We start from the raw sequence: 23931 nt of genomic DNA, 5'->3' as shown, positions 1-23931 counted from the left end.
TATCATGAATCCCCGCAAGCGCTACTGAATACCTCCCCCGAGCGACTGCCACAGGGTGATGCGGTTTTCCAGATCGGTTTGTTGTAACGCGATAAGCGACGACTGCGCCGACCACAATAACCGCTGTGCGGTCAGTACCGTCAGATAATCCCCGGCACCTGCCCGGTAGCTGCGTGTTGCTACCTCCAGCGTTTTTTGTTCCGCCGCCACGTATTCTCGCTGGGCATCCAGCTGCTCGCTGAGGGTTTCACGACGCGCCAGCGCGTCGGCCACGTCTTTAAACGCGCTCTGGATGCTTTTCTCGTAGGTGGCGATTAACCCTTTTTTCTCGGCTTCTGCATAACGCAGTTGCGCCAGATTGTTGCCGCCGCTGAACAACGGCAGGGTAACGGACGGTGCGAATGACCATACCTTCATACCGTGGCTGAACAGAGACGACAGCGAATCGCTACCGACGCCCGCGCTGGCGGTAAGCGAGATGGTCGGGAAGAAGTTCGCGCGCGCGGCACCGATGTTAGCGTTGGCGCTCAGCAGGTTATGCTCGGCTTCCTGAATGTCCGGGCGACGCAGCAGCGCGCTGGAGCTGACGCCCGCCGGGATCAGCGTGATGGCGTTATCGCTCAGGCTCTCCAGCGTACCCGGCAGCAGGTTGTCTGGCACCGTGTTGCCCGCCAGCAGATTAAGGGCGTTTTTGTCCTGTAGCACCTGTGTTTGATAGCTCGCCACGCTGGCGCGCGCCTGCTGGTAAACCGCCATCGCTTCGCTGACGTCCGTTGCCGCCGCCACGCCGACCTCCTGCTGGCGCTTCACAATCCTGAGCGAGTTCGCCGCGCTCTCCTGGGTCGATTTCGCCAGCGCCAGGTTGCTGTTATCCGCCGCCAGCGTCACCCAGGCGGTGGTCAACTCGCTGACCATCGTCAGGCGCGTGTTCCGGGCGGTGAACTCGCTGGCGAGCCAGGTTTCACGCGCCGCGCGCGACAGGCTCTGGTTACGGCCAAACAGATCCAGCTCGAAGCTCGAGACCGCGCCGTTGGCCTCATCGCTTGTGGCGACGCCGCTTGCCAGCGTACGGCTGCGGGTGTGGCTCAGCTCCGCGTCCACAGTCGGGAACAGAGACGATCGCGTTTCGCCGTACTGGGCGCGGGCGGCGTCGATATCGGCAATCGCTTTTTGCACGTCGCGGTTGCTGTTCAGCGCCAGGGTAATCACGCTTTTCAGGCGCGGATCGTGCATCACCTGCTGCCACTGGCTCACCACAGCAGTGGCTTCGCCATGCACGCCAGGTAACGTTGCCGGGACGGGCGCGGCCGGGCGCTGATACGTCGGATCCAACGACACGCAGCCTGCACTCAGCAGCGCTAACACTAAAACAGATAAACGAAACATTATGACCTCCGGTTGCTGTGTTTACCGGAGAACAGACGTTTCACCAGTACGAAAAATAACGGAACGAAGAAGATCGCCAGCAGCGTGGCGGCGAGCGTTCCACCGATAATGCCGGTACCGATTGCCACCCGGCTGTTGGCCCCCGCCCCGGTGGCAATCGCCAGCGGCGTCACGCCTGCGATAAACGCCAGCGAGGTCATGATGATGGGGCGCAGACGCGTCTGGGCGGCACGCAGCGCTGCCCGCGTCAGGGAGTAGCCTTCGGCGACTTTTGCCTCGGCAAACTCAACAATCAAGATCGCATTCTTTGACGACAGGCCGATGGTGGTCAGCAGCGCCACCTGGAAATAGACGTCATTACTCAGGCCGCGCAGGGAGGCAGCAATCGCCGCACCCAGTACCCCCAGCGGGATCACCAGGATGACGGAAATCGGCACTGACCAGCTCTCATACAGCGCCGCCAGGCAGAGGAAGACCACCAGGATCGAGAGGGCATAGAGGCTCATTGCCTGACCGCTGGCCAGTTTTTCTTGTAAGGACAAACCGCTCCACGCCCAGGTGCTGCCGGATGGCAGGTTGTTTGCCAGCTGCTCCATTTTGCTCATCGCCGTACCGGAACTGGCGCCACTGGCGTTTTCCCCCTGAATTTCATAGGCCGCCGAGCCGTTGTAGCGCACCAGACTTTCCGGGCCATACTCCCAGCGGGTGGTGGCGAACGCGGAGAACGGCGTCATGGTGCTGTCGCTGCCGCGCACGTACCATTTGTTGAGATCGGACGGCGCGGCGCGATAGTCACTGTCGCCCTGGATATAGACCTTTTTCACTCGACCGCGGTCGATAAAATCATTCACGTAGGTGCCACCCCAGGCGCTGGAGAGGGTGTCGGTGACGTCGCTCAGAGAGAGTCCCAGCGACACGGCTTTGTTGTTATCGATATCCACCTGCAGCTGCGGCATCTGGGGCAGATCGTTGGCGCGTACCGCGTGCAGGGCGCTGTCCTGATTGGCTTCGCCAAGCAGCTGGTTACGCATCTTCAGCAGCGTGTCGCGGTCGGTGCCGCCGCTGGCCATCAGCTCAAAGGTAAATCCGTTGCTCTGGCCCAGACCGTCCACCGCCGGGGGCGTCATGGCGAAAATGGTGGCATCGCGGATGGTGCTCAGCTCCTGCGTGGCGCGCAGGGCAATGGCCTGAGCGGTGTTTTCATCGCCCTTACGTTCGGACCAGTTTTTCAGGGAGACAAACGCCATCCCGGCGTTCTGGCCGCTGCCGCTAAAGCTAAAGCCTTCAATGGTGAAAATAACGTTGGTGTTGGCTTTCTCTTTGGTGAGGAACCACTCGCGCACCTGGCGGCTGACTTCGGCGGTACGTACCGTCGTGGCGCCAGCAGGCAGGGTGTATTGCACCATGATTTCGCCCTGATCTTCCGTTGGCAGGAAGCTGCCCGGCAGCTTCAGCATCGCTAACCCCATCGCGCCGCAGAGCAGGGCGTAGATGACCAGCATGCCGCCGGAGCGGCGCAGGGCGCGCAGCACCTTGTTCTGATAGCCGTGCTCTGTTTTGCTGTAGAAGCGGTTAAACGCGCCGAAGAAACCTTTCTTGTGCAAAGCCGTGTGGCTCAGAATCGAGCCACAGAGTGCGGGCGTCAGGGTTAATGCCACCACCACGGAGAGGAGCATCGCCGAGATAATGGTGACCGAGAACTGACGGTAAATCACCCCGGTGGAGCCGCCAAAGAAGGCCATCGGCAGGAATACCGCAGAGAGCACCAGCGCAATGGCGATCAGCGCGCCGGAGATTTCGCCCATCGATTTTTCGGTGGCCTCCCGGGCGGGCAGCCCCTCGTCGCGCATAATACGCTCGACGTTTTCCACCACCACGATGGCATCATCCACCAGCAGCCCTATCGCCAGCACCATCGCAAACAGCGTTAAGGTATTGATGGAGTAGCCAAACAGCGCCAGCACGCCAAACGTGCCCAGCAGCACCACTGGTACCGCCAGCGCCGGGATCAGCGTGGCGCGAATGTTTTGCAGGAACAGATACATCACCACCACCACCAGAATGATGGCTTCGAACAGGGTCTGAATCACGTCCTCAACGGAGATCTTGATGAACTCGGTGCTGTCTTTCGGGTAGGCCACGTCGTAGCCTTCCGGCATCGACTTTTTGAACTCCGCGATTTTCTCTTTTACCGCCGTGGCGGTATTCAGCGCGTTGGCGCCTGGTGAAAGCATCACGGCCATACCTGCCGCCGGGTGGCCGTTCAGTCTGGCGGTGGCGGTGTAATCTTCGCTGCCCATCTCCACGCGCGCGACGTCGCTGATGCGCACCACTGCACCGCTGGACTGGCTCTTCACGATGATGTTTTTGAACTGATCCACCGTCTGCAGGCGCGACTGGGCGCGGACGGTGGCGGTCAGCTGCTGGGCGTTCGACGAGGGCAGTGCGCCGATTTTACCGGCGGAAACCTGCACGTTCTGCGCTTCAATTGCGCTCTGCACATCTGAAGGCATCAGCGAGTAAGAGGCCAGCTTCGCCGGGTCGAGCCAGATGCGCATCGCGTATTCCGCCCCGAACACCTGCAGGCTCCCGACGCCTTCCACGCGCGCCAGCGGATCCTGCATATTACTCACCAGCCAGTCGGCGATATCCGAGCTGCTGGCGGTGTCGGTTTTATCGTACACGCCCATGATCAGCAGGAAGTTGCTCTGTGATTTTTCCACCGTAATGCCGGACTGCTGCACCTCAGTGGGCAGGCGAGATTCCGCCTGCTGAACTTTGTTCTGCACCTGGACTTGCGCGGTGTCCGGATCGGTACCCTGCTCGAAGGTGACGGTAATGCTTACCGACCCGTCCGAGCTGCTGGTAGAGGTGAAGTAGAGCAGGTTATCCAGCCCGGTTAGCTGCTGCTCAATGACCTGCGTCACGCTGTTTTCCAGCGTCTGCGCGGAGGCACCGGTGTAGGTGGCGGAGATCTTGATCGACGGAGGGGCGACGTCCGGGTACTGCGCGACCGGCAGCGTGCGGATGGCAAGTATACCGGCGAGCATAATCAGAATGGCGATCACCCAGGCAAACACCGGGCGACGCACGAAGAAACGGGAAAACATCAGGCGTTCCCTCCTTTGGCTTTTATCTCTTCAGGCTTCACCTGCTGGCCGGCGGTGACTTTATCGGTGCCTTCTACAATCAGCCTGTCGCCCGCCTTCAGGCCGCGCAGTACCAGCCATTTGTCACCGTAAGTGTCACCCGTTTCCAGCTGGCGCTGCTCCACCTTGTTGCTGGCGTTCACCACCAGTGCGGTGGCTATACCTTTGGCATCGCGGGTGATGCCCTGCTGAGGGGCCAGGATCGCGTCATCCATAATGCCCTCATCCACTCTGGCGCGGACGAACATGCCGGGCAGAAGCTGATGCTGCGGATTCGGGAAGACGGCGCGCAGGGTGACCGAGCCAGTCGATTCATCGACCGCCACTTCGGTCAGCGCCAGGCGACCTTTTTCGCTGTAGGGGCTGCCGTCTTCAAGCAGTAGCGTGACGCTCAGCGTATCGCTGTTTGTGGCCAGAGTTTGCTTGCGTAATCGCAGCAGATCGGCGCTTGAGCGGGTTAAATCCACGTACATGGTGTCCAGCCCTCGAATGGTGGCAAGCGCGGTGTCCTGCTGGGCGGTGACCAGTGCTCCGGGCGTAACGGAAGAGATGCCGATGCGTCCGGCAATTGGCGCGGTGACGTTGGTCCAGTTGAGGTTAATGCGTGCGCTCTCCTGCGCGGCTTTCTTTGACTCGACGCTGGCCTTGTCCTGTGCGCAGGTGGATTTCGCGTCTTCCGCATCCTGGCGTGATACGCCGTCGTCTTTTACCAACTGCGCATAGCGCTGGGCTTTCTGGCAATCAGCCGCTACCAGTGCCTGCGCCTGTTTCAGCGCCGCGGCGGCCTCATCAAACGCGGCACGGTAGCTGGAGGGATCGATTTGATACAGCGCCTGTCCGGCTTTCACCGTATCGCCCTCGGTGAAGAGCCGCTTCTGGATAATGCCGCCCACCTGTGGACGCACTTCGGCGCTCATCGCGGCGGTCGTGCGGCCAGTCAGCTCACTGACGACGGACACCGGCTGGCTCATGAGCGTGACAATCCCCACTTCCGGAAGAGGGCGCTGGGGAGCAGATGTTTGCGCATTATCGCACCCTGTCAGGAGGAATAATGCTGCGATGGAGGTTGTTATGGTTTTCATAATCTTTTTCCAGGGTGAACGAGGCCTGCCCTGTAAATGGCTTAACAGGGAGGAGGGCTATTTAAAGGCACAGCGATACCGCATCTCTGGCTGAGCCAGAAATGTAAAAAAAGGGAATTACTTATTCCCGCTAATTATTCACATGCAATTACTTCTCAGTGAAAAGCATATTTAAAATATCCTGATAAATGGGCTCTAATTGTTCTGACGGCACTTTTAATGGCGTAAGTCGCCGGTAAATCGAGCCTTCGATCATCACGGCGGTAATCTCCACGCAGCAGCGAATATGCTCATCGCTCAGGTGAGGAAACTGCTTTTTCAGATGCGCACAGGCGTTGGCAAACATACGGGCTTCGGCTGCGGTTAACATGGCCGCTACCTGCGGATTACGCGTCGCCTCGGCGGACATTTCGAGCATCAGCGCATCGTCGTCTTCGTTGAGCGTCTTTCGCCAGGCGAGGGCCTGTGGCATCCCTTCTACCACCGTTTTGTCCTGCATTCCCTCGATACGGGAATCGATGATACGGCGGATCATCTCTTCAATAATCGCGTCTTTGTTACTGAAATAACGGTAAATTTGCCCGACGCTGAGTTTCGCCTCGCTGGCAATTTGCGACATGCTGGCCGCATGAAATCCGCTGGCGCGAAAGCAGCGGCGAGCGGCGGTGATGATCTCGTCCTGGCGCAGTTTTTGTCGTTCTTCCAGTTTTGTGCTCATCGTCGGCTACCGTGTAAAAGTGAGAATGATCGTTCTCATTATACGTTTTGGACACCTCCTGGAAAGGCTTTTTTTATTTACATATTGAATGAATATTTCAGGATTAAAAAAATGGAGGAAATAAGGAGTTTTTGTGAAGGATAAGCTGTGAGATATTCAGATTGCGTGGAAAATAAGGAGAGAAATATGCACCTGAGCATAACAGAAAATGTCACACTCGCAGAAAAAGAAGAGTTATTAACGGGACTGAGAGCGTATAACGCGAGGTTTTTAGATCTGGCAAACTTTAGCGGCGATATTGGCGTTTACGTGCGTGACGAAAAAGGCGTCATGCTGGGTGGGTTAATCGGCGTGCGCAAAGGCGACTGGCTGAATATTGATTACCTCTGGGTAAGCGACACCGTACGAGGAACTGGTGTAGGCAGCCAGCTCATCAAAGCGGCTGAAGAGGAAGCGAGACGCAAAGGCTGCAAGCACGCGCTGGTGGATACGGCCAGCTTCCAGGCACGTCCGTTTTATGAAAAACAGGGGTATCAGCTGCAGATGTCTTTGCAGGACTATCCCTATCAGGGTATGCAGCGTCATTACCTGGCGAAAGCGCTTTAAGCGCGGTTCTGTCGTTAGGCATTCTGCTATTTATTGCGAGTCGCTTTCCGAATTTAAAGCGCGTTACTTGTCTTCTTTTCAGGCCCAGGCGCATGCTTTGGCCTGGTCAAGAAAACCATGGAGATGGCAATGGAACGTACAGCAAAACTCTTCAAAAAGGGGCGAAATCAGGCAGTGATGCTGCCTGCTGAATTCACGTTTGATACAAAGAGCGTATATATCCGACGAGATGAGGAGGGGAATGTCGTTTTGACTGCGAGATCGGAAAAGGAGCGTCACAGAGATAACTTTTTACGTTTATTGAAGCAGACTCATGTTCCTGATTCATTTCTGAGCAAAGAGGAACGTAATCAGAGCTATACAACAAGAGATCCATTTGAAGGGCTCTAGAATATGCTGCATATGTTGGACACAAACATAGTAAGCCACCTCGTAAGGCAACATCCCGGGGTGATAAAACAATATTCTCGCACCCCAACAGAAAAAATGTGTATTTCAAGCGTGACGGAGGCCGAACTGCTTTATGGAATAGCCAAAAAGCAAAGTGACACATTACAAAAAACCATACTTGAGTTCCTTAAAACCATCACTATCTGCGACTGGGACAGTGAAGCCGCAGCAACGTACGGTGAACTCCGCGCAGAAATGGAAAAGAGAGGAAAAGTGATGGGCGATCTCGATCAGCTGATCGCTGCGCATGCTATTAGTCGGGGTACAACGATAGTGACTAACGATCATGCGTTCAGAATGGTGCAGGAGCTTGCCGTCGAGGACTGGACGACAGCGTCGTGATCTTTGATGCCAGGTGGCACGCCGCCACCCGGCGATATCCGCATATAACGTATCCTTCTTACTGATTCTTTTTCGGTTTTTATTTCACCGCCTCGTTGTCGATATAGTCACTACACCATTTATCAAAAGGAACTGTCTTGTGAAACGTCGATTGGGTGCTCTGGTTCTCGCAGGTCTGCTGCTGGCAGGATGCGATCAAAGTGGCAGCGATGCCAAACACATTAAAGTCGGCGTCATCAATGGCGCTGAACAGGACGTGGCGGAAGTCGCCAAAAAAGTGGCTAAAGAGAAATATGGCCTGGATGTGGAGCTGGTGGGCTTCAGCGGTTCGCTGCTGCCCAACGACGCCACCAACCAGGGGGAACTGGATGCCAACGTTTTCCAGCATCGCCCGTTCCTTGAAGAGGATAATAAGGCGCATAACTACAAGCTGGTGGCCGTGGCGAACACCTTTGTCTTCCCGATGGCGGGCTACTCCCGCAAAATCAAATCCGTGTCTGACCTGAAGGACGGCGCGACCATCGCCATTCCAAACGATCCGACCAACCTGGGACGCGCGCTGTTGCTGCTGCAAAAAGAGAAGCTCATTACCCTGAAGCCAGACACCGGTCTGCTGCCGACGGCGCTGGATATTACCGCCAACCCCAAACACCTGAAGATTATGGAGCTGGAAGGGGCGCAGCTGCCGCGCGTGCTGGATGACCCGAAAGTGGATGTCGCGATTATCAGCACCACCTATATTCAACAAACCGGGCTGTCGCCGGTGCATGACAGTGTCTTTATTGAAGATAAAAACTCACCGTACGTGAACATTGTGGTGACGCGCGAAGACAACAAAGACGCGGAGAACGTGAAGGAATTTATCCAGTCTTATCAGTCGCCTGAAGTGGCTAAAGCCGCTGAAACCATCTTTAACGGCGGGGCGGTACCGGGCTGGTAAACGATCTGACGGAAAACGGGTTGCTTAAATTGGCCCGATTCCATCGGTAATCGACCCGATGCTGGCCCCGAAGGGCGCAAACAGGCTTATGCAGCCTTACCCCAGCCTCTCCACCCTCGTCTCTCCCTCCACCATCGACAGCTGATACAGCGAAAACGATCGATGTTTCTCAATCAAATGCGCCAGCTCCGGCGAGTGGCTGGTGAGCCAGATCTGCGAGTAGCGGCTGGCCTCGGCGATTAAGCTCGCCAGCGCGGGCAGCATCTGAGGATGCAGGCTGTTTTCCGGCTCGTTCAACGCGATAAACGCCGGTGGGCGCGGGCTTAACAGCGCCACCGCCAGGCACAGGAAGCGGAGCGTACCGTCAGAGAATTCTGCGGGCTCCAGCGGTCTGCTCAGCCCTTCGCGCTGCATCATCATCCGGAACCGCCCGCCGGTGTTGTCGCTGTAAAATACGCAGCCGGGGAAGGCCTGGTCGAGAATGCGCATCAGCAGCAGTTCGTCGCCAATCTCGACAATGGTCTGAAACGCCGCCGCCAGGTTGGCGCCGTCGCTGGCCAGCACCGGGGAGCGGAAACCGACCTGCGGGGCACGCATCGCCGAGCCGGAGGAGACGGAAAACTCATGGTAAAAGCGCCAGTTACGCAGGGACTCGCGCATCTGCGACACTTCCGGGTAAAGATGCGGTTCACCGAGCTGACCGAACACCGATTCATTCTCATAGAGCGTGCCGCTGTGAGTCACTTTCTCGTGATGCACGTTATTCAGAAACACCGCCTGATTCCTGCGCTTCATCAGCTGCGACGAGGGGCGTCGGTGCTGGCCACTCAGCCAGAGAGATTCTTCTTTGATCACCGGATCGAGCTGAAACTGCGAGGGATAGGGCAGCTTCTCCACAAACCCGACCTGCAGCTCGTATTCATAGGTCTCTGTTTCTACCGCCAGATTCATCCGCCGCAGCTGATCGCTGCGGGTTTTGCCTGCCCAGAACACCTTCAGGATGCCGCCCTCGTTTGCCAGCGCCTGGGAAAACTGCCCCTGCGCGGCGCTGTGCATCAGATGTATCGCCTTGTAGATATTCGATTTCCCGGTGCCGTTCGGCCCAAAGACAATGTTGAGCTGCTCCAGCTCCAGCGACATATCGCGGATGGAGCGGTAGTTTTGGATGTGCAGGGTGTTAATCACAGGCAGGCCCCTTTTGCAGAATAAGCCTGTATATAATCACAGTCTTTGAGATGAAATGCAAAAAAGAGACGACAGTGAGGATGTCGTCTAAACGGGCTACTGCTGCGGGCCTCTACGGGTCAATGGGGCCTTCGCGTCTTTATTTACTTAACGGCCAGACGCAGACCCAAATCATCAGGATAGGGATCAAAGTAGTTTTGCGTCATCAGATACCGGTCAGGATATTCGGCAAGGTAGTGCTTCAGCAGCGTGATCGGCGCGAGGATAGGTAACTGCCCGTTGCGATAGTGCAGGATCACATCGCGCAGTTCGCCGCGCTGGCGGCTGTTCAGCTGGTTACGGAAATAGCCCTGAATATGCATCAGTACGTTAGTGTGATTCTTCCGCGAGGCGGGTTTTTTCAGGATAGTCATCAGCTTCTCCCGGTACGCCACGAAGAAGGCGTCCAGGTCTTCCCACTCGTGCAGTGAGGCGACGAACGGGCCGATTTCACGGTAACCCGCCTGATGGTGCGCCAGCAGCTGGAGCTTGTAGCGGCTGTGGAAGTCCAGCAGCGCGCGGCGCGTCAGGCCATTTTTTCGCAGTGTGTTCAGCTCGTGCAGCGCAAAAACACGCTCGACGAAGTTCTCCCGCAGCACCGGATCGTGCAGGCGTCCATCTTCCTCCACGGGCAGCCACGGCCAGGTTTCAAGGAGGGCAGCGGTGAACAGCCCAACCCCCTCCTTGCGGCCCCGGTTGCCGTTTTCATCATACAGCCGCACGCGCTCCATGCCGCAGCTGGGGGATTTCGCACAGACGATAAAGCCGGAGAGATCGCCAATTTTCGGCAAAAAGTCTGCCGTAAAGTCCGCCATTTTCTGCGTAACGTCTTCATGAGGCGCATGGCTGAAGCGCATCTGCGTTTCACCGTTCGTCATGACGATCAGACGCAGCGCCGGGCGAGGCGTCGGCAGGCCGATGGCCATTTCCGGGCAGACGGGCCTGAAATTCACCCACTGGGCCAGCTCATCCATGACGAAGCCCATACGCTTATGTCCGCCGTCAAAGCGAACGGCGGATCCGGTCAAACATCCGCTAATACCGAGCACAGGTTTCGTTGTCATGGTGTGGTCCTCCCGTTCATATAACTAAAACTTACACAACATGACTAATTTGTCCAAGTATTGGCGTAACTATTTTTTTTATTCTTTTAAAATCAACACGTCTTAACTGCCCTTGTAGGTCGAGTAACCGTACTGGCTCAGCAGAAGCGGAATGTGCAGTTTCTCGTTGGTGCGGGTCACGGTAAACAGCACCGGGATCTCCGGGAAGAAGGAGTCCAGCTTTTTGGTGTGGAAGTAGTCGGCGGTTTTAAAGGTCACTTTATATACGCCGGGCTGCATGTCCTGGTCCTGAGGATAGAGCGATTTGATGCGTCCGTCATGGTCGGTTTTACCGCTGGCAAGCTGGGTCCATTTATCCTGCTCCTGCTTTTCCAGGGTAACGGTCACGTCCGACGGCGGCATACCGGTTTGCTGGTCTAGAACGTGTACGCTCAGCGTGCCAGCCGGGGCGGCGCTGAAGGCGGCAGGGGTAAAGGCCATCGCGGCCAGGATCAGCAGAGGGGTGGTTTTTTTCATGATGTTTTCCTGTGGAGTTAGTCGTCACAGGAAAACGTTAGCATTCGCAGCGCGGGAAAATATTCAACTTTTCGTGACAATTCCCACAGGAGAAAATCGTCAGAGGATAATCACCTCAAGGGAAACCTGCTGCTGCCACTGCTCCACCTGCTTTCTCCGCGCGGCGGTGAGCTTGCCGCTGGTGACCAGCAGCCATTTGCGCTCCGGGAAAATTTCCGGGGCCAGCGCGTCAGGAGGCGAGGGCAGAATGTCGATCCGGTGGCCCTGCCCGGTGCGCGTCAGGGCTTCGAGCCAGATCTCGCAGGCGTCGTTCAGGTGCCAGCCGCTGAGCAGAATATTATCCCCTGGCGCTTTTTTATCGCCTTCGAGGCAAAACGAGGTGTAGGCGATGATGATGCCGTCAAGGATCGCGCGCAGGGTCATGGCGGCGGCGACGTTAGCTGAGACCTGGCTGCGCAGCGGGCGCAGCACGTTCGTGACCAGCTCGGGTCTTGGGTACTCGCGTCCGGCGTCGTAGATCATCTGGCGCAGGGACTCGATTTTGCCGTCCTGCAGACGTTGCAGCATGTTCTGTTGCAGGGTTTGCCAGTTGTTGGTCCGCCCCGGCGTCGGGCGTTCCAGCAGCGGTTTGACCTGGCCAATCGGGACACCTTTTTTAACCCAGTCGAGGATTTTTAGCGCCTGCTGGACGTCCTCATCGCTGTACTGGCGGTGGCCGCCTTCCGTGCGCTGTGGCTTGAGTAAACCGTAGCGACGCTGCCACGCCCGCAGGGTGGTGGCGGTGATGCCGCTGAGTCTGGCGAATTCGCCGATGGAGTAAGCCATGTCCGTGTCCAGAGTGGAGGAATACTCTCAATATACTACGAATTTTCCCGAACGGGATGAAGCGCCGAAACGGTGCACTACACTTAACATCCAACCGTGCAAATGAAAGGAATTCTCATGAAGCTATGGCCTGTTGTGACCGGTGTTGCCATTGCCCTGACGCTGGTCGCCTGTACATCCCCTACGCCGCCGAAGGGCGTGCAGCCGATTTCCGGTTTTGATGCCAGCCGCTATCTCGGTAAATGGTACGAAGTCGCCCGCCTGGAAAACCGTTTTGAACGCGGGCTGGAGCAGGTGACCGCCACCTACGGCAAGCGCAGCGACGGCGGCATTAGCGTGCTTAACCGCGGTTACGACCCGGTGAAGAACAAGTGGAATGAGAGCGAAGGGAAGGCGTACTTTACCGGCGAACCGACCACGGCTGCGCTGAAGGTGTCGTTCTTCGGACCGTTCTACGGCGGCTATAACGTGATCAAGCTGGACGACAAGTACCAGTACGCGCTGGTGAGCGGTCCGAACCGCGATTACCTGTGGATTTTGTCGCGCACGCCCACGATCCCGGATGCGGTGAAACAAGATTATCTGAACACTGCCCGCAGCCTGGGCTTCCGGGTTGATCAGCTGGTGTGGGTGAAGCAGTAAAGATCGTGCTTTCTTCGTAGGGTATTACTGGCTCGCCTGGATAGACTTCCGTTAAAAGCCCTACGGAGGGAAGAGGACATGAACTGGCAGCCTTTTCGCGGCAATGCACCGGAAAACATGACCATTTTCAGTGCGTCATTTCCCGACGTCAGCGATCGGTGGCCGATGAAAGACGATGCTGTCCGTGAGATTGCCACCCTTGACCGGGCGCTGAAAGCTGAGCCTGCGCTCCGTCCCCCTCGGATTGAATACGAAGAGGGGGGAGAGGCGGTGCTTGTCCCGCAGAACCGCTATTCCGAACAGGCCTTTCGCAACCGCCCGGCGCTGAGCGCGTGGCGCACCCGGCTGGTGCCCTCCGCGCTGGCGCTGTTTGTGGTGCAAAACCCGCTGGAAGACCGCCTGCCAGACGGAACCAAAATGGACAGCGACAGCCGCCAGTGGTTTATCCACGCTAACGATGCGGTAGGCGTGCGTTCCCGCGCCCGGGTGCTGGCCGCGCTGGTGGATAAATACATTCATAACGAGAGTGAGAACAACTGGGTCAGCCTGGCGAGCGGGGCTGCAATCCCGGTGCTGGAGGCGCTGCGCGAAGCAAAGCTCGACGGCCAGCAGGTGTATCTCACGCTGGTGGACAAAGACCCCGTGGCGCTCAGCTGGGCCGAAACCATGGCGGCCCAGGAGGGCATTGTGGTGGGCGAACAGCTGACCCTGCTTCGGCGCAACCTGCTTCATACGCTGGTGCGTAATGAGGACTTACTGCTGGAGCTGGGTGAGCATCAGGCTGAACTGGTCGATGCGCTGGGGATTTTCGAATACTTCAACGATACCGATGCGGTAATTTTCCTCCAGCGCGCGCTGCGGCTGGTCAAGCCCTGCGGGGCGGTGATTGTATCGAACATGCTGACCAGCAGCCCGCAGATTGACTTTGTGCTGCGCGGTATCGGCTGGGAGGATATTCACCCGCGGTCGTTACAGCAGCTGCAGGATATCCACATTGCGGCGGGCGTCCCGGTTGAAAACGTCACCGTGGTGGTGCCGAAGGATGGGGTGTATGCGGTGATGGAGGTTAGGGTTTAGCGCGATCGGTACATCCGCTGAGTTGGCCAGAAACCGCACGGACAGTCCCCTCTCCCTCGAGGGAGAGGGTTAGGGTGAGGGTGAGGGGGAACAGGCCGCAGAGAGTGACTTGAATGCGTTTGGTTTTCCAGACATGATCTCCTCATGAAAATAGAAACCGTACACCCCTCACACTTCGAACGACTGGTCGCCATCTGGGAATCCTCCGTTCGCGCCACTCACCATTTTTTGCAGGAAAGCGATATTGCGGCGCTGCGCCCGCTACTGCTCAACGCGTATCTGCCAAATCTCACCGTCGTGATGGCTCGCGATGACGCAGGCGTAATTCATGGCTTTTTAGGCGTGGATGAAAATCGTATTGAAATGCTGTTTGTTGACGATGCGAGCCGGGGAAAAGGCATCGGGAAATTACTGCTGAAATATGCCATCGCAGAGTTTGGCGTGAATGAAGTGGATGTGAATGAGCAAAACCCGCAGGGCGTTGAATTTTATCGCCATATGGGGTTTAAGCAGGTCGGACGCTCGGAAGTGGACGGGCAGGGGAATCCGTTTCCGCTGTTGCATATGCGGTTGGGTGAATAGTCTTTTACTCCCTCTTCCTGCGAAGAGGGAGCCTGTGAGCTAGTTACTGGTAATTTGCCCGATGATGACGCCACGTACTTTTTCGCCGTCAAAGTAATAAGAGACGGTATTACTCCTGATGAATCCATTCTTTACTGGTGTCTCCTGATAAAAAAGCATCGCGTTGTTTTTGGCGATCTCTTTCTTGCCGAGCAATTCGACTAAGTTCCCATGCGTCGCATTTAACAATGGAACATTAGCGACTGAGACGCTGACATGCTCCGTTGTTTTTGCACACTCTTTATGGATGCCATCCTGGGCTATAGCTAGCGCAGTTAGCAATCCTGCTCCCATTTCGTTATCCGAAATGAACCAGTAATTCGTTCCATCATCGTCATGAAGGCAGACCCAGCGTGCGGAACTGCCTTTCTGAACGGTTGTGCTGGAGATATCCACCAGAGGTGTAACCTCCATCTGAACGGTTTTCTTGCCGATGGTAATGGTGGGGGAGAGGGGCAATGTTGTTGAAATTTCTGCCAGCGAGTCGTCTTCATTGTAATACTGGGTTGCAAAGCCGGTCATTTCAGTTGCGAAGACATGCGTACTGACTGCAACGAGTAATGGCAATAAATAAAATAAACGCTTCATTTGACAATCAGTACCGTATCGTTGCTTTTCCAGATACTCCTTCTGGCACTTAAAGGAGCAATGATGCAGCCCTCTGAAGAATCATCAGGGTGCAAACTGCTTTTACCATGAATTTTAAATGAGTCCCTACCACACATTTCATTTGTTGAGTAGGGCGTGAGGCTGAGAGTATATTTTCCAGTATGCGCTGAATTATGGGGGGACCCAATAGTGTAGGTACCTCTGGGCAGAGGTCCGCTGTTTTTCACACATTCTTGCGAAGGATCGTTTTTGTAACCACTTGCTCCTGCATAATCCGCATCAAATTGGTAGACACCATCCAGATAAAACTTATGCTCTTTTACATCATATTCCCAGGACATATTTCCTCCTTAAGCGCGTTCTTTCCAGGTATCAGAGTGAATGATGTTTCCATCAATGTAGTGCCATGTTATTTTTTCATATGTCAGATCTACATATTCATGGTGTGTATTGTGTTCGTTTTGCGGATGTTTAATGTCAAACATGATCGGTTCAATTTGAACAACTCTTGCGTTTTCTAAAGTTGTCTTAAAGTAAGCCTCTTCTAGCCCGTTATAGTTGATCCTGTAAAATATAAACTCTGCTTTTTTTAGCGTTTGTCCAGTGGTCAAGGCTTTGTATAGATAAGAGGATGATGAATCAATCTCTTTCATGAATGCATAGGTACTACAAATGCGTTTTGCTGTGGTTTTCCCAGTGAGTTTATCTATTGGTTGTTCTATAGAGTGCATAAATTCAATAACCTCTATTGAACCCTCGCGATCTTGTATATCGACAGAGCCTTTAATTTTACGGCCTGAATCATCCTCGAGCCATAAGTAAACAGGTATAGCCATCTCAGTCTCCTTTTATAGACTGAGGGAAACTACTCTTCATTGATATGTTAAATTGTGATCTACATTTCAAAATAGAAATGCTGGAAAATTTTATCTGCTTAAAAATAAAATTACCTTTGCGAAATATGTGTGGCGTGAATTGATGTGAAAAAAAACATAGGATTTATTTATGATCGCTATTCTATAGTAAGAGCAATAATAGCTTATAGAAAGTATCTAGTATTAAAATGGGGAATGTCGTTAAGTAACGAACTTGTACCGGAATTATCGCTTAGCCTGCTTATCCCATTTTAATAAGCCGATAATATCTTTCTCACCTTCGGCTTCTTTCAGCAGGCGCTGCTTTTTTTCAAACTCAACGTATTCTGAGCAGGCCTTTTCATCCGCCGCTTTCTTGCTGATTTTGCCTGCGCCTTCTAAAACGTCCCGGTCGTTAAATTGCAGGAACTGATCGAGTTTAGTTTGCCAGTCTCGTAAAAATACCTGCTTACGGCGTTTGGCCTGATCTTCAGCAAAGTCGAGCCACATATTAACGACGCGATTAAGCTCGCTGACCTCATCATGAGACAGATAATTTTTTGCAGTGGTGACATCGCTTTTACGGACTTCTTCGCCTTTATAGCTGGTCAGCCCCATATGCGGTTGCGTGGCGTCCGCACGTTGGTGAATCAACTCAGCAGCGGTAAGACCCGTGCAGGCAAAATGCAGTTTGTTCTGGATGGTCTGGAAAAATTGCGTGGTTTCTTTGAGTGATGGCTGATAATCAGCGGCTAATGCAAAAATCTCCTTCACGCGGAGATAAACCCGGCGTTCGCTGGCCCGTATATCGCGAATGCGTTCCAGCATTTCATCGAAATAGTCAGGTACGACGGATGAGCCAACAGGGGGATTTTTCAGGCGCTCGTCGTCCATAACGAAGCCTTTTACCAGATATTCCTGCAGCGTTTGGGTGGCCCACTGGCGGAACTGTGTACCTCGCGTGGAGCGGACGCGATAGCCGACAGCAAGTATTGCTTCAAGATTGTAGTGCTCTATCTCTCTGGAAACCTGACGTTTTCCTTCCTGACGAACTATCCGGAATTTCCGGATAGTTGAATATTGATCAATTTCACCATCAGAAAATATATTCATCAGATGCTCGTTGATAGTTCGAACATCTTTACCGTACAGATCGGCCATTGCTGCCTGGGATAACCAGATCGTGTCTGATTCGAAGCGACATTCGACACGGACTCTTCCGTCACCGCTGGCAAATATAATAAATTCGCCTGTTGGATTTTGGATTACGTCTTTATCTGCCATGTCGCCTCCTCATCCTTAATGATTAACGCACCAGGCACGTAGTATGCCAGAAATAGCCGCTAAGCCAGATGGTTTGTATTTGCTTTTGCGAGGCGCTTTCCAGGAATCTGAGTCTGAATCGCGGCAAGGCCTTTCTCTATCTGCACAAGTTTGTCCTTTGTCCGTTTGTACTCATCCTGCAATCTCTGCTCCTGCTCGTTATACGCCACCAGAACAATGCACCCTTTCATCACCTTTACGGTCACATAATGCCCGGTTTCGAACCCCGCTGCGCGCAGCCATTTTCCGGATAAAATGATATTGGGTGTGGATTTGTCGAAAACATTCGGGCGGTATCCCACAATTAACGAACGCTCGGTTCCGGATTGGTCGGTGTCTGGGGTAGAATGCGAATCAGCCATAATCAACTCCTTGATAGTTGGTGAGGTTAGACGCTCCGGCTGTGTTCCCGCACATCGGGGCGTTGCAAATACAGGAGGTTTAGGTGGCCTCCTATGTATGTCAGAGTAGATGGATAGGTGGCCTCATGTCAATCATATCGCGCGAAAAAAAACCAAAAGGTGGCGGGCAGTCTCCGCAGTTTAAGATGCGAATTGATCCGGCATTGAAGGAACAGTTGGATGCGGTGGCGGCTGAGGAAGGAGTTAGTCTCGCCAGTTGGTTGAAGGAACTGGCGAGGGAGGCTTTACGACGAAAAGGTCTAGAGCCAAAAGGATGATTAATGCAAATAAATTGCTTAATAGCAAAAAAGGAATTTATTATGACACGCACAGCTAATCAATTAAAATTATTAAACTCTCTAAGAAAATACGATAAAAACAAGACTTTATTTACTGCAAAGGATTTAGCAAATGAAACTGGGTATACAGAAAACAGTATTAGAAAGTATATAAATGAAAAGCTAAATGGTCAGTACGTATATAGTGTGGATGGGAAATTTTGGAAGTGTGATGGTATTCAGAAACTCTCTAATGATGATTTCATACTAATAATGTCTCAATCATTAAGAGCTAAAGCATTAACCCCAGATATAAAAATTTATAGATCTCTTCTAAAAAGAAGTTTGGATGCTTTTATTTTGTCTTTGGAAGTATACAATAGACCAACTTTAGATAATAGAGTTGAGGCTTTTTGTATTTTAGCAGTGAATGCATGGGAGCTTTTGTTAAAAGCTGAGTTGATTAAGTCGATTGGAGTTGATTCAGTTTTTAAAAAGAATGGATATACGATATGTATTTCTGATGCTATAAACAAACGTTTACAACAAAGTGATCCCGTTAAAAAAAATCTAGAGACTTTGATTGAACTTCGGGATGGAGCAATACATCTTCTTCTGCCTGAATTGCAGCCAGAACTTTCACGCCTTTTTCAGGCAAATGTCTTGAATTACCAACAACGATATTTGAATGAAACTGGTACTTCTCCTCTGGCAGGTCAAAGTGTTGGTATGTTAAGTCTTATCGTTGATGGGCCTAAAAGCGATATTGCCACGCTGAAAGAAAATTATGGTGACATGACCGCTAATATTGCAAAAGAATTTTTGACTCGCTTTCATAATATAGACAAAGAACAAAATTCCAATGCATTCAGTATAGCAATAGATTACAGACTGATCTTAACAAGATCAGAAAAAGATAGTGACCTGTCTTTAGATATGGGTAATACAGGCAATAAGGCTGTTATTATTAGAGAAACTCGAGATCCTGATATAACACATCCGTATTATGAAAGTACAGCAATTGAACTCATTAATAAATTGCAAACATGTACGACAATAACAAGATTCTCGTTCAGGGCAATTGTTCAAAAGCATAACATCCAAAAAACAAAACGTTCTGATATGCACTTTATGATCGATGAGCGCCACAGATATTCAGAAAAATTCATACAGTGGGTAATAAAGAATCTTAAACAACCAAATTGGCTTGATGACGCAGTTTTATTCTATAAAACAAAGCGAAAGAAAAAATAAACGAACTGGCGGAAGATCACAGGAGTCGAACCTGCCCGGGAACGCTGGCGTCCCCAACTGGATTTGAAGTCCAGCCACCTCACCGGAGATGACGATCTTCCGCGCCTGCATTGCTACATGGAGGCGGGGCGCATTATAGCTACTTTCAGGCATTTACCACATACCCCGACACACTTTTTTCACCTCTCTTTTGACCTGAATACCCCCATTTCAGTTAATTCTTAAGAAAATCCTCATGTTAGCCCTGCGTGCCCCCCAACATTTACCCCGATCACAAAAAACAAGAAACGTAATTTGCTAACCAGAAAACGCAATACTCCCCCCTGAACCAATGGTTTAAAACCTCTGTAACCGGTCTCAGTGCCCGTGTCGCCACACGGCTGGCGCCTGACGGCCAGCAAAGGATTACAGAACCAGGAGGACGAAAGTATGAAAATCAGTGATGGAAACTGGCTTATTCAACCGGGGCTGAACGTGACGTATCCGGTGCAGGTGTTCGACGTGGAGCGGCAGGGCAATGACCTGGTGGTTTACGTGGCGCCGCGCGACGTGCGGGAACGCGCCTGGCAGCTTGATACGTTGATGTTCACCGTCCGGCTCTTCGCACCGCAGGAAGGGATTGTCGGGGTGCGCATCGAGCACTTCCAGGGGAGGCAGGATAAAGGCCCGCACTACCCGCTCAACGTGCTGAACGAAGTGAAGGTTGAGATTGAAAACAACGCCGAGTTTGCCGAGCTGAAAAGCGGCAACATCAGCGTGCGCGTCACCAAAGGGGAGTTCTGGGCGCTGGATTTCCTGCGCGACGGTCAGCGTATTACCGGCAGTCAGCTGAAAAACAACGGTTACGTGCAGGATACCCATACCGACCGCAATTACGTGTTTGAACGGCTGGATCTGGGCGTGGGGGAAACGGTCTACGGTCTCGGCGAGCGCTTTACCGCCCTGGTGCGCAACGGTCAGCGGGTCGATACCTGGAACTGCGACGGCGGCACCAGCACCGAGCAGTCCTACAAAAATATCCCGTTCTACCTGACCAATCGCGGCTACGGCGTGCTGGTCAACCATCCGGAAAACGTCTCTTTCGAAATTGGCTCGGAGAAAGTCTCCAAAGTGCAGTTCAGCGTTGAAGGGGAATACCTGGAGTATTTCGTGATCGACGGGCCGACACCAAAAGAGGTATTAAACCGCTATACCCGCTTCTCCGGGCGTCCGGCGCTGCCGCCGGCGTGGTCGTTCGGCCTGTGGCTCACCACCTCGTTTACCACCAACTACGACGAAGCCACGGTAAATAGCTTTATCGACGGGATGGCCGAGCGCGACCTGCCGCTGCACGTCTTCCACTTCGACTGCTTCTGGATGAAGGCCTTCCAGTGGTGCGACTTCGAGTGGGACCCGGTGACCTTCCCGGACCCGCAAGGGATGATTCGGCGCCTGAAGGAGAAAGGGCTGAAGGTCTGCGTGTGGATCAACCCCTATATCGGCCAGAAGTCACCGGTCTTTCAGGAGCTGAAAGAGAAAGGCTACCTGCTCAAGCGCCCGGACGGCAGCGTGTGGCAATGGGACAAATGGCAGCCCGGACTGGCGATTTATGACTTTACCAACCCGGACGCGTGTCGGTGGTATGCCGACAAGCTGAAAGGCCTGGTGGATATCGGCGTCGATTGCTTCAAGACCGACTTTGGCGAGCGTATTCCGACGGACGTGCAGTGGTTTGACGGATCCGTTCCGCAGAGAATGCACAACCACTACGCCTTCATCTATAACGAGCTGGTGTGGAACGTGCTGAAAGAGACGGTGGGCGAGGAAGAGGCGGTGCTGTTTGCCCGCTCCGCGTCCGTCGGCGCGCAGCAGTTTCCGGTGCACTGGGGCGGCGACTGCTATGCCAACTACGAATCGATGGCGGAAAGCCTGCGCGGCGGTCTGTCGATCGGTCTCTCCGGTTTCGGATTCTGGAGCCACGATATCGGCGGGTTCGAAAACACCGCCCCGGCGCACGTCTACAAGCGCTGGTGTGCGTTTGGCCTCTTCTCCAGCCACAGCCGCCTGCACGGTAGCAAATCCTATCGCGTGCCGTGGGCGTACGATGACGAGTCTTGCGACGTGGTACGCCACTTCACCGAGGTGAAATGCCAGCTGATGCCGTATCTGTATCGTCAGGCGGCGCTGGCCCGCGAGTTCGGCACGCCGATGCTGCGGGCGATGATGCTGGAGTTCCCGGACGATCCGGCGTGTGATTACCTCGACCGTCAGTACATGTTGGGGGATGCGATGATGGTCGCGCCCGTCTTCTCTGAGGCGGGTGACGTGCAGTTCTACCTGCCGCAAGGACGGTGGACGCACCTGTGGCATAACGATGAAATCGAGGGCAGCCGCTGGCATAAACAGCAGCATGGTTTCATGAGCCTGCCGGTTTACGTGCGCGACAATACCCTGCTGGCGCTGGGCAACAATAAGCAGAAGCCGGACTATGCATGGAATGAGGGGACAGCGTTCCAGCTGTTTAACCTGGGCGATGGCATCACGGCAGTGAGCGAGGTACCTGCGGTGGACGGTTCTGTGGCGTTTACGCTGAAGGCATCACGTCAGGGCGACACCGTGACCTTTACCGGCACGGGTGACGCGCGAAACTGGTCGGTCTGCTTGCGCAACGTGCCGGAGGTGAGCGGCGTGAAAGGCGGTTCACACGTCGGTAGCGAGTGGGGAGTGGTGGTGAAAGCCCAGGGGGATGAAGTGGTGGTTTACTTCTGAGCCGTAAAAATGCCCGGTGGCGCTTCGCTTACCGGGCCTACGGGATCGAGTAGGCAGGGTAAGGCATAGCCGCCACCCGGCTTGTTTATTGCACCGGTGTTGAAACTACACCACCCGTCATGGTCTGCTGCACCTGCTGTTTATCCATATTCACCGCATTCAGCTTGCCGTTGACCGTCGGCTTTAAGGGCGCACTGGCCTGCACGCTGCCGCTGGCGGTGAGCTGAACATTGCCGTCGCCCGCAATCGGCAGCGCCGGCCAGCCCCACTGCTGCAGGATGTTGAGCGGCACGCCGCGCCCGTTCAGGCTCACGGTTGTCTGTCGCTGAGGAAGTTGTGAAACCGTCGCGGTCGCCTCAAGTATCCCTTTCTCGGTAAACGCGCTCAGGTCGCTAATATTCACCGTGGCGGCGTTGGCGTTTAGCGCCAGCGACGGACGACGCACGTCCACACGGTTAAAGGTGGCCGCAGCGCCGTTGAGGGTTGCGCTGCCGCCCCAGACGCCCCACTGGCGATCTTTTACCAGCTGCAGGTTTGCGCCATAGCCATCCAGAGAGGTGATCTGCCACGGGAAGGCAGGATCGATGTCGATTACCAGGTTGCGGCTCAGGCCGAATTTTTGCAGCGTGACGCTGTTCAGCCATTCCGGCAGTGGCGCCATCCACAGCGTTTTCCAGTTCTGCGGCAGAGTGTACTCCAGCCCGGCGATGGCGACGTCGTCCAGCACCAGCGCTTTGCCGTCGCGCAGCCAGTTACCGGAGGTACGTACCATGCCCCCTTCCCAGCGGGAGGTGAACTGGCGTAGCGCCACGCCCTGCGGGGAGAATTCCGCATTCAGGATCGGGTCGAAGAGATGCAGAGAACCGTAAATGAACTCGCTGGCGTTCATGGACAGGCGGCCTTCCTGGCTTTGCCAGTCACCTTTGCTCAGCGTCAGGTTGCGCAGGCTTAAATCCAGGTCCGTTACCGCCCAGTCCGGGCCCTGCAGCCGGGCGTCAGTAACGTCCAGACGACCAATCTGCAGAGAAGGGATGGTGGTCAGCGGGGCGAAGAACGCCATCAGCGTTTTATCGCTCTGCAGGCGGATCTCGTTCAGACGCAGGGTGTCGATAATCCAGCTGCCGTCGGCGTTGCGCAGGGCGGAGCCGGTGAGTGAGCCGCGTGCCATATCGGCACCAATGGTGCTCAGCACCACCTCTTTGCCGTTAAGCTGGCCCTCGATCAACACGTTGGTGGCCGGCACGCCGTTCAGGGTCAGCGAGCCGGCGCTCATCTGGATCTGCGCGCTTTTACCCAGCACGTTGCCCGCTTCCGGCTGCCACGGGCTGACGCCCCCCGTCACCTTCTGCGCGCTCAGGTCCCATTCGGTATTGGGGCTGTTAAACGCCATATTGTTCAGTTGCAGGCGGTCCGCCTGGAAGGGCAGCGGCGCGGTTTGCGGGGAGAGATTCAGCGTACCGTCGAACAGGGTGATGGTGTCCATATGCAGCGGATCGGTGAGCTGCCGGCTGCTCAGGCCAATATCGACTTTTTTGGCAACCAGGGTGGCGGGTTTACCGTCCCGACCGAAGGTGACGTTTTCCAGAATGATGTGGGAAGGCGACGAAAAGCGGTGGTTCATTTTGTCGAAACTGAGTTCGTAGTCGGTATTCACCGTCACCCAGCTGCTGACCTGAGTCGCGCCCCAGCGGGTCTGGAGCAGAATATAGAGCGCCAGCAGCACAATGAGCAGGGCTACCAGAAGATAGACGAGCAGCTTTCCAATAAATTTCATGGTCTTCCATCCCGCAAAACGCACATAGAGGAGTTATGCACGATTTAT

Annotated in this window: 24 protein-coding genes and 1 tRNA gene; 10 read left to right on the top strand and 15 right to left on the bottom strand. The window is 54.4% G+C overall.

The window, feature by feature from the left end; all coding sequences use genetic code 11:
• Positions 1–21 precede the first annotated feature (21 nt).
• The 4 genes from EKN83_RS11885 to EKN83_RS11870 all read right to left on the bottom strand — a co-directional run bounded on the left by EKN83_RS11885 (position 22) and on the right by EKN83_RS11870 (position 6335).
• Positions 22–1386: an efflux transporter outer membrane subunit gene (locus EKN83_RS11885; protein ID WP_126800981.1), complete on the bottom strand. Its 1365-nt coding sequence runs from the start codon at positions 1384–1386 to the stop codon at positions 22–24.
• Positions 1386–4496 (bottom strand): efflux RND transporter permease subunit, encoded by a 3111-nt coding sequence (locus EKN83_RS11880; protein ID WP_126800980.1) that lies wholly within the window; start codon positions 4494–4496, stop codon positions 1386–1388. Before EKN83_RS11880 ends, EKN83_RS11885 begins: the two co-directional genes overlap by 1 nt.
• Positions 4496–5617, bottom strand: a complete 1122-nt coding sequence (locus EKN83_RS11875) for an efflux RND transporter periplasmic adaptor subunit (protein ID WP_126800979.1) — start codon at positions 5615–5617, stop codon at positions 4496–4498. Before EKN83_RS11875 ends, EKN83_RS11880 begins: the two co-directional genes overlap by 1 nt.
• A gap of 148 nt (positions 5618–5765) precedes the next feature.
• Complete coding sequence (locus EKN83_RS11870) at positions 5766–6335, bottom strand: TetR/AcrR family transcriptional regulator (RefSeq protein WP_126800978.1); 570 nt, start codon at positions 6333–6335, stop codon at positions 5766–5768.
• Between the two features lie 186 nt (positions 6336–6521).
• On the opposite strand from EKN83_RS11870, the gene EKN83_RS11865 reads away from it, so the two are divergent.
• From EKN83_RS11865 to nlpA, 4 genes are all read left to right on the top strand, one after another.
• Positions 6522–6941, top strand: coding sequence for a GNAT family N-acetyltransferase (locus EKN83_RS11865; protein WP_126800977.1), 420 nt, complete (start codon positions 6522–6524; stop codon positions 6939–6941).
• Between the two features lie 129 nt (positions 6942–7070).
• Positions 7071–7331 (top strand): antitoxin, encoded by a 261-nt coding sequence (locus tag EKN83_RS11860; protein ID WP_126800976.1) that lies wholly within the window; start codon positions 7071–7073, stop codon positions 7329–7331.
• A 3-nt stretch (positions 7332–7334) separates the two neighbouring features.
• Complete coding sequence (locus EKN83_RS11855) at positions 7335–7733, top strand: type II toxin-antitoxin system VapC family toxin (RefSeq protein WP_185857670.1); 399 nt, start codon at positions 7335–7337, stop codon at positions 7731–7733.
• A 139-nt stretch (positions 7734–7872) separates the two neighbouring features.
• On the top strand, positions 7873–8673 hold the full coding sequence (gene nlpA, locus EKN83_RS11850; protein WP_025757013.1) for a lipoprotein NlpA: 801 nt from the start codon (positions 7873–7875) through the stop codon (positions 8671–8673).
• Positions 8674–8769: 96 nt separating this feature from the next.
• Here the strand turns inward: nlpA and EKN83_RS11845 are convergent, their stop codons facing one another.
• The 4 genes from EKN83_RS11845 to EKN83_RS11830 all read right to left on the bottom strand — a co-directional run bounded on the left by EKN83_RS11845 (position 8770) and on the right by EKN83_RS11830 (position 12302).
• Positions 8770–9858 carry an AAA family ATPase gene (locus tag EKN83_RS11845; protein WP_126800975.1) on the bottom strand — a complete coding sequence of 363 codons (1089 nt, stop codon included), beginning with the start codon at positions 9856–9858 and terminating at the stop codon, positions 8770–8772.
• Between the two features lie 143 nt (positions 9859–10001).
• Positions 10002–10961, bottom strand: coding sequence for a YbgA family protein (locus EKN83_RS11840; RefSeq protein WP_025757015.1), 960 nt, complete (start codon positions 10959–10961; stop codon positions 10002–10004).
• A gap of 102 nt (positions 10962–11063) precedes the next feature.
• Positions 11064–11477: a hydroxyisourate hydrolase gene (uraH, locus tag EKN83_RS11835; RefSeq protein WP_025757016.1), complete on the bottom strand. Its 414-nt coding sequence runs from the start codon at positions 11475–11477 to the stop codon at positions 11064–11066.
• A 99-nt stretch (positions 11478–11576) separates the two neighbouring features.
• Positions 11577–12302, bottom strand: coding sequence for a MerR family transcriptional regulator (locus tag EKN83_RS11830; RefSeq protein ID WP_025757017.1), 726 nt, complete (start codon positions 12300–12302; stop codon positions 11577–11579).
• Between the two features lie 117 nt (positions 12303–12419).
• Between EKN83_RS11830 and EKN83_RS11825 the strand changes: the two genes are divergently transcribed.
• The 3 genes from EKN83_RS11825 (at position 12420) to EKN83_RS11815 (ending at position 14603) form a co-directional block, all read left to right on the top strand.
• Positions 12420–12944, top strand: a complete 525-nt coding sequence (locus EKN83_RS11825) for a lipocalin family protein (protein WP_025757018.1) — start codon at positions 12420–12422, stop codon at positions 12942–12944.
• Between the two features lie 78 nt (positions 12945–13022).
• Positions 13023–14021, top strand: a complete 999-nt coding sequence (locus tag EKN83_RS11820; RefSeq protein WP_126800974.1) for a class I SAM-dependent methyltransferase — start codon at positions 13023–13025, stop codon at positions 14019–14021.
• Between the two features lie 144 nt (positions 14022–14165).
• Positions 14166–14603: an acetyltransferase gene (locus tag EKN83_RS11815; RefSeq protein ID WP_126800973.1), complete on the top strand. Its 438-nt coding sequence runs from the start codon at positions 14166–14168 to the stop codon at positions 14601–14603.
• Positions 14604–14642: 39 nt separating this feature from the next.
• On the opposite strand, the gene EKN83_RS11810 is transcribed toward EKN83_RS11815, so the two are convergent.
• From EKN83_RS11810 to EKN83_RS11790, 5 genes are all read right to left on the bottom strand, one after another.
• Complete coding sequence (locus EKN83_RS11810; RefSeq protein ID WP_260591231.1) at positions 14643–15230, bottom strand: hypothetical protein; 588 nt, start codon at positions 15228–15230, stop codon at positions 14643–14645.
• Positions 15227–15592 (bottom strand): tlde1 domain-containing protein, encoded by a 366-nt coding sequence (locus EKN83_RS11805; RefSeq protein WP_072052498.1) that lies wholly within the window; start codon positions 15590–15592, stop codon positions 15227–15229. The genes EKN83_RS11810 and EKN83_RS11805 overlap by 4 nt, the downstream gene beginning before the upstream one ends.
• Positions 15593–15601: 9 nt before the next feature.
• Positions 15602–16087: a type VI secretion system tube protein TssD gene (tssD, locus tag EKN83_RS11800; protein ID WP_126800972.1), complete on the bottom strand. Its 486-nt coding sequence runs from the start codon at positions 16085–16087 to the stop codon at positions 15602–15604.
• Between the two features lie 264 nt (positions 16088–16351).
• Entirely contained in the window at positions 16352–17389 is a 1038-nt protein-coding gene (locus EKN83_RS11795; protein WP_126800971.1) for a virulence RhuM family protein, read from the bottom strand.
• Between the two features lie 59 nt (positions 17390–17448).
• The gene (locus EKN83_RS11790; protein ID WP_126800970.1) at positions 17449–17790 is read right to left on the bottom strand and encodes a SymE family type I addiction module toxin; all 342 of its coding nucleotides are present in this window, start codon (positions 17788–17790) and stop codon (positions 17449–17451) included.
• Between the two features lie 125 nt (positions 17791–17915).
• On the opposite strand from EKN83_RS11790, the gene EKN83_RS11785 reads away from it, so the two are divergent.
• Together EKN83_RS11785 and EKN83_RS11780 are read left to right on the top strand one after the other, a co-directional pair.
• Positions 17916–18107, top strand: a complete 192-nt coding sequence (locus EKN83_RS11785; RefSeq protein ID WP_028028019.1) for a toxin-antitoxin system HicB family antitoxin — start codon at positions 17916–17918, stop codon at positions 18105–18107.
• 42 nt (positions 18108–18149) lie between these two features.
• A complete protein-coding gene (locus EKN83_RS11780; protein WP_126800969.1) occupies positions 18150–19361 on the top strand; it encodes a DUF3644 domain-containing protein in 1212 nt (403 codons plus the stop codon).
• Positions 19362–19367: 6 nt separating this feature from the next.
• Here EKN83_RS11780 and EKN83_RS11775 read toward each other — a convergent pair.
• Positions 19368–19462: transfer RNA gene (locus tag EKN83_RS11775), tRNA-Sec, on the bottom strand.
• Positions 19463–19790: 328 nt separating this feature from the next.
• Here EKN83_RS11775 and yicI point away from each other — a divergent pair.
• Positions 19791–22109 (top strand): alpha-xylosidase, encoded by a 2319-nt coding sequence (yicI, locus tag EKN83_RS11770; protein WP_126800968.1) that lies wholly within the window; start codon positions 19791–19793, stop codon positions 22107–22109.
• Positions 22110–22194: 85 nt separating this feature from the next.
• Here yicI and EKN83_RS11765 read toward each other — a convergent pair whose 3' ends face one another.
• Positions 22195–23883, bottom strand: coding sequence for an AsmA family protein (locus tag EKN83_RS11765; RefSeq protein ID WP_126800967.1), 1689 nt, complete (start codon positions 23881–23883; stop codon positions 22195–22197).
• Positions 23884–23931 lie beyond the last annotated feature (48 nt).

Origin of the sequence: Enterobacter sp. WCHEn090032, from assembly GCF_003986875.1 — a bacterium.
Lineage (GTDB): Bacteria > Pseudomonadota > Gammaproteobacteria > Enterobacterales > Enterobacteriaceae > Enterobacter > Enterobacter sichuanensis.
This window is presented reverse-complemented; position numbering and strand designations above follow the sequence as displayed.